This window comes from Pseudomonas sp. XWY-1, assembly GCF_002953115.1.
GTDB lineage: Bacteria > Pseudomonadota > Gammaproteobacteria > Pseudomonadales > Pseudomonadaceae > Aquipseudomonas > Aquipseudomonas alloputida.
In genome coordinates, this window is sequence record NZ_CP026332.1 from 5,418,152 (window position 1) to 5,433,809 (window position 15,658).

The 15,658-nt window shown below is 63.7% G+C and carries 16 protein-coding genes; 14 read left to right on the top strand and 2 right to left on the bottom strand.

Annotation, left to right across the window (positions count from 1 at the left end):
* Positions 1-231: 231 nt before the first annotated feature.
* From gshB to PRJ_RS25380, 14 genes are all read left to right on the top strand, one after another.
* Positions 232-1,185 (top strand): glutathione synthase, encoded by a 954-nt coding sequence (gshB, locus tag PRJ_RS25315; RefSeq protein ID WP_104962686.1) that lies wholly within the window; start codon positions 232-234, stop codon positions 1,183-1,185.
* A gap of 91 nt (positions 1,186-1,276) precedes the next feature.
* Positions 1,277-2,182 carry an energy transducer TonB gene (locus PRJ_RS25320; RefSeq protein WP_014592660.1) on the top strand — a complete coding sequence of 302 codons (906 nt, stop codon included), beginning with the start codon at positions 1,277-1,279 and terminating at the stop codon, positions 2,180-2,182.
* A gap of 169 nt (positions 2,183-2,351) precedes the next feature.
* Complete coding sequence (locus tag PRJ_RS25325) at positions 2,352-2,921, top strand: YqgE/AlgH family protein (protein WP_003249318.1); 570 nt, start codon at positions 2,352-2,354, stop codon at positions 2,919-2,921.
* Positions 2,921-3,346, top strand: a complete 426-nt coding sequence (ruvX, locus tag PRJ_RS25330) for a Holliday junction resolvase RuvX (protein WP_010955563.1) — start codon at positions 2,921-2,923, stop codon at positions 3,344-3,346. Before PRJ_RS25325 ends, ruvX begins: the two co-directional genes overlap by 1 nt.
* A 49-nt stretch (positions 3,347-3,395) precedes the next feature.
* Positions 3,396-3,914: a bifunctional pyr operon transcriptional regulator/uracil phosphoribosyltransferase PyrR gene (gene pyrR / locus PRJ_RS25335; protein ID WP_020191541.1), complete on the top strand. Its 519-nt coding sequence runs from the start codon at positions 3,396-3,398 to the stop codon at positions 3,912-3,914.
* A gap of 12 nt (positions 3,915-3,926) precedes the next feature.
* Entirely contained in the window at positions 3,927-4,931 is a 1,005-nt protein-coding gene (locus tag PRJ_RS25340) for an aspartate carbamoyltransferase catalytic subunit (protein WP_003249311.1), read from the top strand.
* Entirely contained in the window at positions 4,928-6,199 is a 1,272-nt protein-coding gene (locus tag PRJ_RS25345) for a dihydroorotase (protein WP_010955564.1), read from the top strand. The genes PRJ_RS25340 and PRJ_RS25345 overlap by 4 nt, the downstream gene beginning before the upstream one ends.
* Positions 6,200-6,444: 245 nt before the next feature.
* On the top strand, positions 6,445-6,975 hold the full coding sequence (gene hslV, locus PRJ_RS25350) for an ATP-dependent protease subunit HslV (RefSeq protein WP_003249309.1): 531 nt from the start codon (positions 6,445-6,447) through the stop codon (positions 6,973-6,975).
* Positions 6,976-7,051: 76 nt separating this feature from the next.
* Positions 7,052-8,395 (top strand): ATP-dependent protease ATPase subunit HslU, encoded by a 1,344-nt coding sequence (gene hslU / locus PRJ_RS25355; protein ID WP_003249308.1) that lies wholly within the window; start codon positions 7,052-7,054, stop codon positions 8,393-8,395.
* 166 nt (positions 8,396-8,561) lie between these two features.
* Positions 8,562-8,939, top strand: a complete 378-nt coding sequence (locus tag PRJ_RS25360; RefSeq protein ID WP_003249306.1) for a gamma-butyrobetaine hydroxylase-like domain-containing protein — start codon at positions 8,562-8,564, stop codon at positions 8,937-8,939.
* A gap of 268 nt (positions 8,940-9,207) precedes the next feature.
* A complete protein-coding gene (gene phaC / locus PRJ_RS25365) occupies positions 9,208-10,887 on the top strand; it encodes a class II poly(R)-hydroxyalkanoic acid synthase (RefSeq protein WP_010955566.1) in 1,680 nt (559 codons plus the stop codon).
* A 62-nt stretch (positions 10,888-10,949) separates the two neighbouring features.
* The gene (gene phaZ, locus PRJ_RS25370) at positions 10,950-11,801 is read left to right on the top strand and encodes a poly(3-hydroxyalkanoate) depolymerase (RefSeq protein WP_010955567.1); all 852 of its coding nucleotides are present in this window, start codon (positions 10,950-10,952) and stop codon (positions 11,799-11,801) included.
* A gap of 49 nt (positions 11,802-11,850) precedes the next feature.
* Positions 11,851-13,533: a class II poly(R)-hydroxyalkanoic acid synthase gene (gene phaC, locus PRJ_RS25375; protein WP_104962687.1), complete on the top strand. Its 1,683-nt coding sequence runs from the start codon at positions 11,851-11,853 to the stop codon at positions 13,531-13,533.
* 12 nt (positions 13,534-13,545) lie between these two features.
* Entirely contained in the window at positions 13,546-14,160 is a 615-nt protein-coding gene (locus PRJ_RS25380; RefSeq protein WP_010955569.1) for a TetR/AcrR family transcriptional regulator, read from the top strand.
* A 121-nt stretch (positions 14,161-14,281) separates the two neighbouring features.
* On the opposite strand, the gene PRJ_RS25390 is transcribed toward PRJ_RS25380, so the two are convergent.
* Positions 14,282-15,067 carry a phasin family protein gene (locus tag PRJ_RS25390; RefSeq protein ID WP_010955570.1) on the bottom strand — a complete coding sequence of 262 codons (786 nt, stop codon included), beginning with the start codon at positions 15,065-15,067 and terminating at the stop codon, positions 14,282-14,284.
* Positions 15,068-15,077: 10 nt separating this feature from the next.
* Positions 15,078-15,497 carry a phasin family protein gene (locus PRJ_RS25395; RefSeq protein WP_014592667.1) on the bottom strand — a complete coding sequence of 140 codons (420 nt, stop codon included), beginning with the start codon at positions 15,495-15,497 and terminating at the stop codon, positions 15,078-15,080.
* Between the last annotated feature and the right edge of the window lie 161 nt (positions 15,498-15,658).

Sequence of the window (15,658 nt, forward strand, 5' to 3'; positions counted from 1 at the left end):
TACCAGTAGGATTGAAGCCGCAAGTTGCAAGCGGCAAGCTGCAAGAAAGCAGCTCGGCGCATGGATGCTCTTTTCTTGAGGCTTGTAGCTCAAGGCTTGCAGCTGCATTTTTAGCATACTCCGGGTGGCCATTCCATCTGCCGCGCCCCTTGACCGTCGGCGTTCGCGGCGCCACCCTGAGCCACTTTTCTTTCGATCCACCGCGGCCACCTGCCGCCAAGAGGACCCCCCATGAGCGTTCGCCTCGGCATTGTGATGGACCCCATCGCGTCCATCTCCTACAAGAAGGACAGCTCGCTGGCCATGCTGCTGGCCGCCCAGGCACGCGGCTGGAGCCTGTTCTACATGGAACAGCAAGACCTGTATCAGGGTGAAGGCAAGGCCCGCGCCCGCATGCGCCCGCTGAAGGTGTTTGCCGACCCTGAACGCTGGTTCGAACTGGGCGAGGAGCAGGACAGCCCGCTGGCCGAGCTGGACGTGATCCTGATGCGCAAGGACCCGCCCTTCGACATGGAGTTCGTCTACAGCACTTACCTGCTGGAACAAGCCGAGAACGACGGCGTACTGGTGGTAAACCGCCCGCAAAGCCTGCGCGACTGCAACGAGAAGATGTTCGCCACGCTGTTCCCGCAATGCACCACCCCGACCCTGGTCAGCCGCCGCCCGGACATCATTCGCGAATTCACCGCCAAGCATGCCGACGTGATCCTCAAGCCACTGGATGGCATGGGCGGTACGTCGATCTTCCGTCACCGGGCTGGCGACCCCAACCTGTCGGTGATCCTGGAAACCCTGACCGCACTGGGCACCCAGCAGATCATGGCGCAGGCCTACCTGCCGGCAATCAAGGACGGCGACAAGCGCATCCTGATGATCGATGGCGAGCCAGTGGACTATTGCCTGGCACGCATTCCGGCCAGCGGCGAAACCCGTGGCAACCTGGCCGCGGGCGGGCGTGGCGAAGCCCGCCCACTGACCGAGCGCGACCGCTGGATCGCCGCCCAGGTCGGCCCGACGCTGCGCGAGAAGGGCCTGCTGTTCGTTGGCCTGGACGTGATCGGCGACTACCTCACCGAAATCAACGTCACCAGCCCCACCTGTATCCGCGAAATCGATGCCGCCTACAACACCGATATCGGTGGCAAGCTGATGGATGCCATTGATCGCAAGCTAAAGGCACGCTGACAGCCAACGCGAAGTAAAGCCGTAGAGTGGGGTATGATGCCGGTCCTATTCGACTGAGCTGCTGCCCCGCCCTGCGGTTGCTGGATACCTGATGACGCACCCCGCTGACGTCCCTGCCGACCTGCTGCCTCCCCGTGTTCGCCCTGCGGACCGGCTTGGCTTCACCCTGTTCCTGGCTGCGCTGGTGCACCTGGCGCTGATCCTTGGCGTCGGCTTCACCGTGGTCAAGCCTGCCGAAATCCGCCACACCATGGACATCACCCTGGCCACCTTCAAGAGCGAGAAACCGCCCGAGAAGGCTGACTTCCAGGCCCAGGACAACCAGCAAGGCAGCGGCACCCTGGACAAGAAAGCGGTGCCCAAGACCACCGAGCTGGCGCCGTTCCAGGACAGCAAGATCAACAAGATCACCCCACCGCCTGCGGCCAGGCCAGAGGTGGTCCCACCCCCTCCCCCGAAAAAGTCGGCAGTGGTGACGACGGCGCCCAAGCCGCACAAGGTCGAGCCCAAACCCAAGGAAAGCAAGGCACAGCCCAAGCCAGCCGCACCGGCACCGGACTTCGACAGCTCGCAGCTGTCCAGCCAGATCGCCAGCCTGGAGGCGGAGCTGTCCAACGAGCAGCAGATGTACGCCAAGCGCCCGCGCATCCATCGCCTGAACGCCGCGTCGACCATGCGCGACAAGGGCGCCTGGTACAAGGAAGAGTGGCGCAAGAAGGTCGAGCGCGTGGGTAACCTCAACTACCCCGACGAAGCACGCCGACAGCAGATCTACGGCAACTTGCGCATGATGGTGTCGATCAACCGCGATGGCTCGCTGTACGAGGTGCTGGTACTGGAATCATCCGGGCAGCCCGTGCTGGACCAGGCGGCGCAACGCATCGTGCGGCTGGCCGCGCCGTTTGCACCGTTTACCGGGGATCTGGCCGAGTTCGACCGGCTGGAGATCATCCGCACCTGGCGCTTTGCCCGTGGGGACCGTTTGTCCAGTAACTGATTTTCTGCCTGTGCCGGCCTCTTCGCGGGCGCGCCCGCTCCCACAGGTTGCTCACCGGCGCTGAAGCCTGTGGAGTATCGGCGGGAGCGGGCATGCCCGCGAAGGGGCCGGCAAAAGCGACACAAAGCCCACCTTGTCAGTCTCGCCACCTGGCGCCACACTATCCCCCATGAAAACCCTCGCACCCAGCTACCTCAAGCACCAGTTCCTGATCGCCATGCCGCACATGGCCGATCCGAACTTCGCCCAGACCCTCACGTATATCGTCGAGCACAATGAGCATGGCGCCATGGGCCTGGTGGTCAACCGACCACAGGAACTGAGCCTGGCCGACATCCTCGAGCAACTGCGCCCGGACGAAACGCCGCCGGCCAGCACCTTGCAGGTGCCGATCTACCAGGGTGGCCCGGTACAAACCGACCGCGGCTTCGTGCTGCACAGCAGCGAGTGCAGTTTCCAGGCCAGCGTGGCGCTGGAAGGGCTGTCGCTGACCACGTCACAGGACATATTGCTGGCTATCGCCGCCGGTGTGGGCCCGAAACAGAGCCTGATCACCCTGGGCTATGCCGGTTGGGAAGCGGGCCAACTGGAAGCGGAACTGGCCGACAACGCCTGGCTGAACTGCCCGTTCGACCCGGAAATCGTCTTCGGCATGGCCAGCGACCTGCGCCTTGAGGCTGCGGCCGCCAGCCTGGGGATCAACCTGCACCTGCTGACCAGCCAGGCGGGCCACGCCTGATGGCTGATCTACGCCTGCTGCTGGGCTTCGACTATGGCAGCAAACAGATCGGCGTGGCCGTCGGCCAGGTGATTACCGGCCAGGCCCGCGAACTGTGCACCCTGAAGGCGCAGAACGGCGTACCGGACTGGGCCCAGGTGGAAAAGCTGATTGCCGAATGGAAGCCAGATGCCATTGTCGTAGGCCTGCCGCTGAACATGGACGGCACACCCAGCGAAATGAGCGCCCGCGCCGAAAAGTTCGCCCGCCGCCTGAACGGCCGCTTCAACCTGCCCGTGCACACGCACGACGAGCGCCTGACCACCTTCGAGGCCAAAGGCGAGCGCATGGCCCGTGGCGGCCAGCGTGGCAGCTACCGCGACAACCCGGTCGATGCCATTGCCGCCGCCTTGTTGCTGCAAGGCTGGCTGGAGGCCAATACCTGATCATCTTTGCCGCCGGGCCCACCCGGCGCACCCTTCCGAGGAGCCCGCAATGAGCCTACCCAATCCCGCCGAGCTGATCCGGCAGATGGCTGTCGACCTTCGTGCCCACCTGGCGCGCCGGGCAATCACCGAGCCCCGTTACATCGGTATCCGCACCGGCGGCGTCTGGGTTGCCCAGGCCCTGCAGGATGCCATGGGCGACACCAGCCCAATGGGCACCCTGGACGTGTCGTTCTACCGCGACGACTTCAGCCAGAACGGCCTGCACCCACAAGTGCGCCCGTCCGAGTTGCCGTTCGAGGTCGAGGGCCAGCACCTGGTGCTGGTGGATGACGTGCTGATGAGCGGTCGTACCATCCGCGCGGCGCTCAACGAACTGTTCGATTACGGCCGCCCGGCCAGCGTCACCCTGGTCTGCCTGCTGGACCTGGATGCCGGCGAACTGCCGATTCGCCCGAACGTGCTCGGCGCCACCCTGTCGCTGGCCGCCCATGAACGGGTAAAATTGACCGGACCCGCACCGCTCGCCCTCGAGCGCCAGGACCTCGCCTCCGCTTCCGCCCTTTAAGAGTCCCCCGCGATGACGCCAATCGACGCCAAGCGCCCGCTGCAGCTCAATGATCAGGGCCAGCTGCGCCACTTCCTCTCGCTTGACGGTTTGCCCCGCGAACTGCTCACCGAGATCCTCGACACCGCCGACTCCTTCCTGGAAGTCGGTGCCCGGGCTGTGAAAAAAGTCCCGTTGCTGCGCGGCAAGACTGTGTGCAACGTGTTCTTCGAGAACTCGACCCGTACCCGTACCACCTTCGAACTGGCAGCCCAGCGCCTGTCGGCCGACGTGATCAGCCTGAACGTGTCGACCTCCTCGACCAGCAAGGGCGAAACCCTGTTCGACACCCTGCGCAACCTCGAAGCCATGGCCGCCGACATGTTCGTCGTACGCCACTCCGACTCCGGCGCCGCGCACTTCATCGCCGAGCACGTGTGCCCGGAAGTGGCCGTGATCAACGGCGGTGACGGCCGCCACGCGCACCCGACCCAGGGCATGCTCGACATGCTCACCATCCGCCGTCACAAAGGCAGCTTCGAAAACCTGTCCGTGGCGATCGTCGGCGACATCCTGCACTCGCGTGTGGCCCGTTCCGACATGCTCGCGCTCAAAGCGCTGGGTTGCCCGGACATCCGCGTGATCGGGCCGAAAACCCTGATCCCGATCGGTATCGAGCAGTACGGCGTAAAGGTCTACACCGACCTCGCCGAAGGCCTGAAAGACGTCGACGTGGTGATCATGCTGCGCCTGCAGCGTGAGCGCATGGCCGGTGGCCTGCTGCCCAGTGAAGGCGAGTTCTACCGCCTGTTCGGCCTGACGACCGCGCGCCTGGCCGGGGCCAAGCCTGACGCCATCGTCATGCACCCGGGCCCGATCAACCGTGGCGTGGAAATCGAGTCGGCGGTTGCCGATGGCAAGCACTCGGTGATCCTCAACCAGGTCACCTACGGCATCGCCGTGCGCATGGCCGTGCTGTCCATGGCCATGAGCGGGCAGAACGCGCAACGTCAATTGGACCAGGAGAACGCCCAGTGACCATCAGTATTCTCGGCGCCCGGGTCATCGACCCCAACAGCGGCCTGGACCAGGTCACCGACCTGCACCTGGACGGCGGCCGCATTGTCGCCATCGGCGCCGCACCGGCCGGTTTCAGCGCCAGCCGCACGATCCAGGCTGATGGCCTGGTCGCTGCGCCCGGTCTGGTTGACCTGGGCGTGTCCCTGCGCGAGCCGGGTTACAGCCGCAAAGGCAACATCGCCAGTGAAACCCGCGCTGCCGTTGCCGGCGGTGTCACCAGCCTGTGCTGCCCGCCACAGACCAAGCCGGTGCTGGACACCTCGGCGGTAGCCGAACTTATCCTTGACCGCGCCCGCGAAGCCGCCAACAGCAAGGTCTACCCGGTCGGCGCCCTGACCAAGGGCCTGGAGGGCGAGCAACTGGCCGAACTGGTGGCCCTGCGTGACACCGGTTGCGTAGCGTTTGGCAACGGCCTGAAGGAAATCCCCAACAACCGTACCCTGGCCCGCGCCCTGGAGTATGCCGCCACCTTCGACCTGACGGTGGTGTTCCACTCCCAGGACCGCGATCTGGCCCAGGGCGGCCTGGCCCACGAAGGTGCCATGGCCAGCTTCCTCGGCCTGCCGGGCATCCCGGAGAGCGCCGAAACCGTGGCCCTGGCGCGCAACCTGCTGCTGGTGGAACAGAGCGGCGTGCGTGCGCACTTCAGCCAGATCACCAGCGCCCGTGGTGCGCGGCTGATCGCCCAGGCCCAGGCCTTGGGCCTGCCGGTAACCGCCGATGTAGCGCTGTACCAGCTGATCCTCACGGACGAGTCGCTGCGCGAGTTCTCCAGCCTGTACCACGTGCAGCCGCCGCTGCGCACCGCTGCCGACCGTGACGGGTTGCGCGAGGCGGTGAAGTCGGGGGTGATCCAGGCCATCTCCAGCCATCACCAGCCGCACGAGCGCGATGCCAAGCTGGCCCCGTTCGGCGCCACCGAGCCGGGTATCAGCAGCGTCGAGTTGCTGCTGCCACTGGCCATGACCCTGGTGCAGGACGGCCTGCTCGACCTGCCAACCTTGCTGGCCCGCCTGAGCAGCGGCCCGGCTGCCGCCCTGCGCCTGCCGGCCGGTGAGCTGAAAGTGGGTGGCGCGGCCGACCTGGTGCTGTTCGACCCGCAAGCGTCCACCGTTGCTGGCGAACAATGGTTCTCCCGTGGCGAGAACTGCCCGTTCATCGGCCACTGCCTGCCGGGCGCGGTGCGTTATACCTTGGTCGATGGGCACATCTGCCACGAGGCCTGAGTAACGCCTGTGGGAGCGGCCTTGTGTCGCGATAGGGCCGCAAAGCGGCCCCAGCAATCTATGCATGATGCCGAGATCCTGGGGCCGCTGCGCGGCCCTTTCGCGACGCAAGGCCGCTCCCACATTGACCACCTGCAACCTTTAGCCTGCACCAACCATTCATCCCCCCCGGTTGAAATCCTTCCCCCCACCCCCATATGAGTCTGCATCAGGCACTTTCGCCCCGCTGCGTGGAGACTCTCCCCTTGACCACAATCGTTTCTGTCCGCCGTAACGGCAAAGTCGTCATGGGCGGCGACGGCCAGGTATCCCTCGGCAACACCGTGATGAAAGGCAACGCCAAGAAGGTGCGCCGCCTGTACCACGGCCAGGTCATCGCGGGCTTCGCCGGCGCCACTGCCGACGCCTTCACCCTGTTCGAGCGCTTTGAAGGTCAGCTGGAAAAACACCAGGGTCACCTGGTACGCGCCGCCGTCGAGCTGGCCAAGGAATGGCGTACCGACCGCTCCCTGAGCCGCCTGGAAGCCATGCTGGCCGTGGCCAACAAGGATGCATCACTGATCATCACCGGCAACGGTGACGTGGTCGAACCCGAAGATGGCCTGATCGCCATGGGGTCCGGCGGCGCCTATGCCCAGGCCGCAGCCCGTGCCCTGCTGAACAAGACCGACCTCTCGGCCCGCGAAATCGCCGAGACCGCCCTGAACATCGCCGGCGACATCTGCGTGTTCACCAACCACAACCTGACCATCGAGGAGCAGGACCTGGCCGACTGATTCAGCTGTTCTGGCGCCCCTTCCCGGTGAAGGGGCTTTTCCACGCTGACTCACCTGCCCAAGGACCGTATTGATCATGTCCATGACCCCCCGCGAGATCGTCCACGAACTCAACCGCCACATCATCGGCCAGGACGACGCCAAGCGCGCCGTGGCTATTGCCCTGCGCAACCGCTGGCGGCGCATGCAGCTCCCTGCCGAGCTGCGTGCCGAAGTCACCCCCAAGAACATCCTGATGATCGGCCCTACCGGCGTCGGCAAGACCGAAATCGCCCGCCGGCTGGCCAAACTGGCCAACGCGCCGTTCCTCAAGGTCGAAGCCACCAAGTTCACCGAAGTGGGCTACGTGGGCCGCGACGTCGAGTCGATCATCCGTGACCTGGCCGATGCCGCGCTGAAGATGCTGCGCGAGCAGGAAATCATCCGCGTGCGCCACCGCGCCGAAGACGCCGCCGAAGACCGCATCCTCGACGCCCTGCTGCCCCAGGCACGCGTCACCAGCTTCAGCGAGGAAGCCGCACAGACCAGCAGCGACTCCAACACCCGCCAGCTGTTCCGCAAGCGCCTGCGCGAAGGCCAGCTGGACGACAAGGAAATCGAGATCGAAGTGGCCGATGCCGTCGGTGTCGAAATTGCTGCGCCGCCCGGCATGGAAGAAATGACCAACCAGCTGCAGAGCCTGTTTGCCAACATGGGCAAGGGCAAGCGCAAAGCGCGCAAGCTGAAGGTGAAGGAAGCGCTGAAGATGGTTCGCGATGAAGAAGCGAGCCGCCTGGTCAACGAGGAAGAGCTCAAGGCCAAGGCCCTGGAAGCAGTCGAACAGCACGGTATCGTGTTCATCGACGAAATCGACAAGGTTGCCAAGCGTGGCAACGTTGGCGGCGCCGACGTGTCCCGTGAAGGCGTACAGCGCGACCTGCTGCCGCTGATCGAAGGCTGCACCGTCAACACCAAGCTGGGCATGGTCAAGACCGACCACATTCTGTTCATTGCCTCGGGTGCATTCCACCTGAGCAAGCCGAGCGACCTGGTGCCCGAGCTGCAAGGCCGTCTGCCGATTCGTGTCGAGCTGAAGGCACTGACCCCGGAAGACTTCGAGCGCATCCTGCAGGAGCCGCACGCGTCGCTGACCGAGCAGTACCAGGCATTGCTGAAGACCGAAGGCCTGAACATCGAGTTCCTCGCCGACGGCATCAAGCGCCTGGCCGAGATTGCCTACCAGGTCAACGAGAAGACCGAAAACATCGGTGCCCGCCGCCTGCACACCCTGCTCGAGCGTTTGCTCGAAGAAGTGTCGTTCAGTGCGGGCGACCTGGCCAGCACCCATGACGAAGCGCCGATCCAGATCGACGCGGCGTATGTGAACAGCCACCTGGGTGAGCTGGCACAGAACGAAGACCTGTCGCGTTACATTCTGTAAGACCGGTTTCGACAGTTTCGCGGACAAGCCCGCTCCTGCACGCGCCACCACAACCCTTGGGTCTGTGGTGATCCGTGCGGGGGCGGGCTTGTCCGCGAAGAGGCCCTTGAATCCCTCCCCCATAAGCTGGAAGCTGTGCCTCATCAGCTCCCGAGAGATTCTGCCCATGGCCCGCCTGCCTACCGCCATCAACCTGCACAAAGCCTCCAAAACCCTCAGCCTCACCTACGCGCCCGGCGAGGTCTACCACCTGCCCGCCGAATTCCTGCGCGTGCACTCTCCCTCCGCCGAGGTCCAGGGCCACGGCAACCCCATCCTGCAGTTCGGCAAGATCAACGTTGGCCTCAGTGGCCTGGAACCTGCCGGCCAATATGCACTGAAACTGACCTTCGACGACGGCCATGACAGCGGCTTGTTCACTTGGGAATACCTTGAGCAACTGTGCCTGCGCCAGGAACAACTGTGGGCGGAATACCTCGACGAGTTGCACAAGGCCGGCAAATCCCGCGACCCAGCCGAATCTGTGGTCAAGCTCATGCTCTAGCGCAAGGCCTGCGGGGTTTAGAGCGCATTTTCTAAATTCATCTGTTTGAATGACTTGCAGACAGCCCAGTGAAGGGCTGTCTTGCGCATTACACGAAAGTCGGGTAACCAATGGGTGTGGCAAGTTCCCTGCATGACTTTGCAGGTCGGCAGAACCCACGCAGCACCGCTGTTCCTTATCACTGGTCACCCGAGTAGCAGTACCGGGCTCAGGGCTGTGCACCCGCCACAGCAACCGGTACTCGTCTCAGGACAACGGAGCGTCGTAGATGAGTAACAAGAACAACGATGAGCTGCAGCGGCAGGCCTCGGAAAACACCCTGGGGCTGAACCCAGTCATCGGCATCCGCCGCAAGGACCTGTTGAGCTCGGCACGCACCGTGCTGCGCCAGGCCGTGCGCCAACCGCTGCACAGCGCCAAGCATGTGGCTCACTTTGGCCTGGAGCTGAAGAACGTGTTGCTGGGCAAATCCAGCCTGGCCCCGGACAGCGACGACCGTCGCTTCAATGACCCGGCCTGGAGCAACAACCCGCTGTACCGCCGCTACCTGCAAACCTACCTGGCCTGGCGCAAGGAGCTGCAGGACTGGGTGAGCAGCAGCGACCTGTCCCCCCAGGACATCAGCCGCGGCCAGTTCGTCATCAACCTGATGACCGAGGCCATGGCGCCGACCAATACCCTGTCCAACCCGGCTGCGGTCAAACGCTTCTTCGAAACCGGCGGCAAGAGCCTGCTCGATGGCCTGTCCAACCTGGCCAAGGACATGGTCAACAACGGCGGCATGCCCAGCCAGGTGAACATGGATGCCTTCGAAGTGGGCAAGAACCTGGGCACCAGCGAAGGCGCGGTGGTGTACCGCAACGATGTGCTGGAACTGATCCAGTACAGCCCCATCACCGAACAAGTGCATGCGCGTCCGCTGCTGGTGGTGCCGCCACAGATCAACAAGTTCTACGTGTTCGACCTCAGCCCGGAAAAGAGCCTGGCGCGCTTCTGCCTGCGCTCGCAGCAGCAGACCTTCATCATCAGCTGGCGCAACCCGACCAAGGCCCAGCGCGAATGGGGCCTGTCCACCTATATCGATGCGCTGAAAGAAGCCGTCGACGCGGTGCTGTCGATTACCGGCAGCAAGGACCTGAACATGCTCGGCGCCTGCTCCGGTGGCATCACCTGTACCGCACTGGTGGGCCACTATGCCGCCATTGGCGAGAACAAGGTCAACGCCCTGACCCTGCTGGTCAGCGTGCTGGACACCACCATGGACAACCAGGTTGCTTTGTTTGTCGACGAGCAGACCTTGGAGGCCGCCAAGCGCCACTCCTATCAGGCGGGCGTGCTGGAAGGCAGCGAAATGGCCAAGGTGTTCGCCTGGATGCGCCCCAACGACCTGATCTGGAACTACTGGGTAAACAACTACCTGCTCGGCAATGAGCCCCCCGTGTTCGACATCCTGTTCTGGAACAACGACACCACGCGCCTGCCGGCCGCCTTCCACGGCGACCTGATCGAAATGTTCAAGAGCAACCCGCTGACCCGCCCCGACGCCCTGGAAGTGTGCGGCACCGCGATCGACCTGAAACAGGTCAAATGCGACATCTACAGCCTCGCCGGCACCAACGACCACATCACCCCATGGCCGTCATGCTACCGCTCGGCACATCTGTTCGGCGGCAAGATCGAATTCGTACTGTCCAACAGCGGGCATATCCAGAGCATCCTCAACCCGCCGGGCAACCCGAAGGCACGTTTCATGACCGGTGCCGATCGCCCGGGTGACCCGGTGGCCTGGCAGGAAAATGCCATCAAGCATGCAGACTCCTGGTGGTTGCACTGGCAGAGTTGGCTGGGCGAGCGTGCCGGCGCGCTGAAAAAGGCACCGACCCGCCTGGGCAACCGTACCTATGCCGCCGGCGAAGCCTCCCCAGGCACCTACGTTCACGAGCGTTGAGTTACAGCGCCGTGGCGGCCTGCACGGCGCCACGGTGTTTACTTCACCCAAGAGTCACGTGCATGCCGCAACCCTATATTTTCAGGACCGTCGAGCTGGACAACCAGTCCATCCGCACCGCTGTTCGCCCCGGCAAGCCGCACCTGACGCCGTTGCTGATCTTTAACGGCATCGGCGCCAACCTCGAGCTGGTGTTCCCGTTCATCGATGCACTTGACCCGGACCTGGAAGTCATCGCCTTCGATGTGCCCGGGGTCGGCGGCTCGTCTACGCCACGCAACCCGTACCGCTTCCCTGGGCTGGCCAAGCTGACCGCGCGGATGCTCGACTACCTCGACTACGGCCAGGTCAACGTCATCGGCGTGTCCTGGGGCGGCGCCCTGGCCCAGCAGTTTGCTCACGATTACCCCGAGCGCTGCAAGAAGCTGGTGCTGGCCGCCACCGCTGCCGGTGCGGTAATGGTGCCAGGCAAGCCCAAGGTGCTGTGGATGATGGCCAGCCCCCGGCGTTACGTGCAGCCATCGCATGTCATCCGCATTGCGCCGATGATCTATGGCGGCGGCTTCCGACGTGACCCCGACCTGGCCATGCACCATGCCGCCAAGGTGCGCTCCGGCGGCAAGCTGGGCTACTACTGGCAGCTGTTCGCCGGGCTGGGCTGGACCAGCATCCACTGGCTGCACAAGATCCGGCAGCCCACCCTGGTACTGGCTGGCGACGACGACCCGTTGATCCCGCTGATCAACATGCGCCTGCTGGCCTGGCGGATTCCCAATGCCCAGCTACACATTATCGACGACGGCCATCTGTTCCTGATCACCCGTGCCGAAGCCGTCGCCCCGATCATCATGAAGTTCCTGCAGGAAGAACGTCAGCGTGCGGTCATGCATCCCCGTCCGGCCTCGGGGGGGTGAAACAGCTGCGGCCTGACAGGGGAAATGGATCAGACGAGGGAGTGTTGCCATGACAGACAAACCGGCCAAAGGATCGACAACGCTCCCCGCCACCCGCATGAACGTGCAGAACGCCATCCTCGGCCTGCGCGGCCGCGACCTGCTTTCCACGCTGCGCAACGTCGGCCGCCACGGCCTGCGCCACCCGCTGCATACCGCGCATCATCTGCTGGCGCTTGGCGGGCAGTTGGGGCGGGTAATGCTGGGGGACACGCCCTACCAGCCGAACCCGCGTGACGCACGCTTCAGTGACCCGACCTGGAGCCAGAACCCGTTCTATCGCCGCGGCCTGCAGGCCTATCTGGCCTGGCAGAAGCAGACACGCCAGTGGATCGATGAAAGCCATTTGAACGACGATGATCGAGCCCGCGCCCACTTCCTGTTCAACCTGATCAACGATGCGCTGGCGCCCAGCAACTCACTGCTCAATCCGTTGGCGGTCAAGGAGCTGTTCAACACCGGCGGCCAGAGCCTGGTGCGCGGCGTGGCCCACCTGCTCGACGACCTGCGTCACAACGATGGGCTGCCGCGTCAGGTGGACGAGCGCGCCTTCGAAGTGGGCGTCAACCTGGCCGCAACCCCTGGCGCAGTGGTATTTCGCAACGAGCTGCTGGAGCTGATCCAGTACTCGCCGATGAGCGAAAAGCAGCACGCACGCCCACTGCTGGTCGTACCGCCTCAGATCAACAAGTTCTACATCTTCGACCTCAGCGCCACCAACAGCTTCGTCCAGTACATGCTCAAAAGCGGCTTGCAGGTGTTCATGATCAGCTGGCGCAACCCCGACCCACGCCACCGTGAATGGGGCCTTTCCAGCTACGTGCAAGCCCTGGAGGAAGCGCTCAATGCCTGCCGCAGTATCAGCGGCAACCGCGACCCCAACCTGATGGGCGCCTGTGCCGGCGGCCTGACCATGGCCGCACTGCAAGGCCATCTGCAAGCCAAGAAGCAATTGCGCCGGGTGCGCAGTGCCACGTATCTGGTCAGCTTGCTGGACAGCAAGTTCGAAAGCCCGGCCAGCCTGTTCGCCGATGAGCAGACCATCGAAGCGGCCAAGCGACGCTCCTATCAGCGTGGCGTGCTGGACGGTGGCGAAGTGGCGCGGATCTTCGCCTGGATGCGGCCCAACGACCTGATCTGGAATTACTGGGTCAACAACTACCTGCTCGGCAAGACACCGCCGGCGTTCGACATCCTGTACTGGAATGCCGACAGCACGCGCCTGCCCGCCGCGCTGCATGGCGACCTGCTGGAGTTTTTCAAGCTCAACCCCTTGACCTACGCGTCCGGGCTGGAGGTGTGCGGTACGCCGATCGACCTGCAGCAGGTCAATATCGACAGCTTTACCGTGGCCGGCAGCAACGACCACATCACACCATGGGATGCGGTGTACCGCTCGGCCTTGCTGCTGGGTGGCGAGCGGCGCTTCGTGCTGGCCAACAGCGGGCATATCCAGAGCATCATCAACCCGCCAGGCAACCCCAAGGCCTACTACCTGGCCAACCCCAAGCTGAGCAGCGACCCACGCGCCTGGTTCCACGACGCCAAGCGCAGCGAAGGCAGCTGGTGGCCATTGTGGCTGGAGTGGATCACCGCCCGCTCCGGCCTGCTCAAGGCGCCCCGCACTGAACTGGGCAACGCCACTTACCCACCGCTAGGCCCCGCGCCAGGCACCTACGTGCTGACCCGATGAGCTGCTGACTGGATGAAAACCCGCGACCGTATCCTTGAATGCGCCCTGCAGTTGTTCAACCAGCAGGGCGAACCCAACGTATCCACCCTGGAAATTGCCAACGAACTCGGCATCAGCCCAGGCAACCTGTACTACCACTTCCATGGCAAGGAGCCCTTGGTACTGGGCTTGTTCGAGCGTTTTGAGGAAGCGTTGATGCCGTTGCTGGACCCGCCGCTGGAGGTGCGGCTGGACGCAGAGGATTACTGGCTGTTTCTGCACTTGATCGTCGAGCGCATGGCTCAGTACCGCTTCCTGTTCCAGGACCTGTCCAACCTGACCGGTCGCCTGCCCAAGCTCGCCCGAGGCATGCGCAGCCTGATCAATGCAATCAAACGCACGCTGGCGGCGCTGTTGGCCAGCCTCAAGAGCCAGGGGCTGGTAGAGAGTGATACCCAGGCGCTGGGGCAACTGGTTGAGCAGATCACACTGACGCTGATGTTCTCGCTGGATTACCAGCGTGTGCTGGGGCGCGAGGGGGATGTGGGGATCGTGGTGTATCAGGTGATGATGCTGGTGGCGCCGCATCTGCAGGCCCAGGCCCGGGCGGCGGCGGAGCAGCTGGCAGTGAAGTACCTGGAGGGGTAGGCCGAGCAGATCCGTGGTGGGGCCTTCGCGGGCATGCCCGCTCCCACAGGGTCTGCGCTGATGTTCGGATCTGCGCTGTACCTGTGGGAGCGGGCGAGCCCGCGAAGAAAGCGACGCAGTATCAGATCAGGGTACCGGTGCCAGTCGGTGCCGACGGCGTGCTGCTGGCCGGGGTGGCGGCAGTTGCCGGTGCTGTGGTCGCTGCAGGCGCAGCGCTGGCAGCTGGTGCTGCTGGTTTGGCCGCTGCCGGTTTGGCTGGAGCTTTCTTCACCGCAGGTTTCTTGGCTGCCGCAGGTTTGGCCGCTGCAGGCTTGGCTGCTGGCTTGGCTGCAGGTTTTTCCGCTGCGGTTTTGGCTGCGGGTTTGGCCGCTGCGGTTTTGCCAGCAGGTTTGGCCGCCGCCGTTTTCGCCGCAGGCTTGGCTGCTGCCTTGGCCAGTGGCTTGGCCGCAGCCTTGCTTGCAGCCGGCTTGGTTGCTGCAGCGCGCGACGAAATCGGCGTAACCGAAGCACCGGTCAGCTTCTCGATCTGCTTGGTCAGGCTGTCCACCTGCTGGTGCAGTGCCTTGATCTCGTTGCGGCTCGGCACGCCAAGGCGAGAGATGGCGCTGTTAAGGCGCTTGTCGAAGGCTTCTTCAAGTTCGCTCCACTTGCCCAGCGCACGGTCCTTCACGCCCGACACCCGCGAAGTGGTCGAAGACTTGGCAGTCTCGGCAACATCTTCAGCCGTCTTTTTCGCCTGCTTCTCGGCCTTCTCGCCATCCTTCACCAGCGAGTCGAACAGCTTCGGGCCGTCCTGGTCGATCTTCGAATAGATACCCAGCCCCGCCAGCCAGATCTTGCGGGAGTATTTCTCGATCCCGCCGACCCAGGAGCTGCCTTCTTTTTCGGTGTTCTTCTTGCCAGCCATCCTGCTCTCCTTATGGTTTGTGCGCGACGCGCTCAAGCAGCTCATGCAACTGTTCAAGCTTGATCGACAACGCCTCAACGTCATGTTTAGACGGAATACCCAGGCGATTCAAGGCGCGACCGACCCGTGCGTCGAAAGCTTTTTCGATCTTGTCGAGTTGAATTTCTACCTTGCCGCGTACGCGGCTCACTTCTTCACCGACTTCATCAAGCTGGTGGTTGGCGGCATCGAGCTCTTTGTCGATGCGCTTCTTGCCGCGAGTCTCGACACCTTCACCCGCCCTGACCAGCTCCTTGAAGTAGTCAGAGCCTTCCTGACCAACGCGGGCGTAGGCGCCGATACCGGCCAGCCAGATCTTGCGCGCATAGCCGCGCACCTCGCCAAGCGTGCCCAGGGCTTCGTCTTTTTTCTTCACAATCACTTTGGCCATGCTGTGTACCTCATGCTCATGAGTGGTGGAAAACCGCCCATGGAGGCTGGGCTTGAGCATTAAGGTAGGGAAGAAAATTAGAAACCTCACCCTAAGGTCGTCGTTGTCGCATCTATATACCGCAAGCCCCGTTGACCATAGCGCTAGCGTCGCAGGCTTCA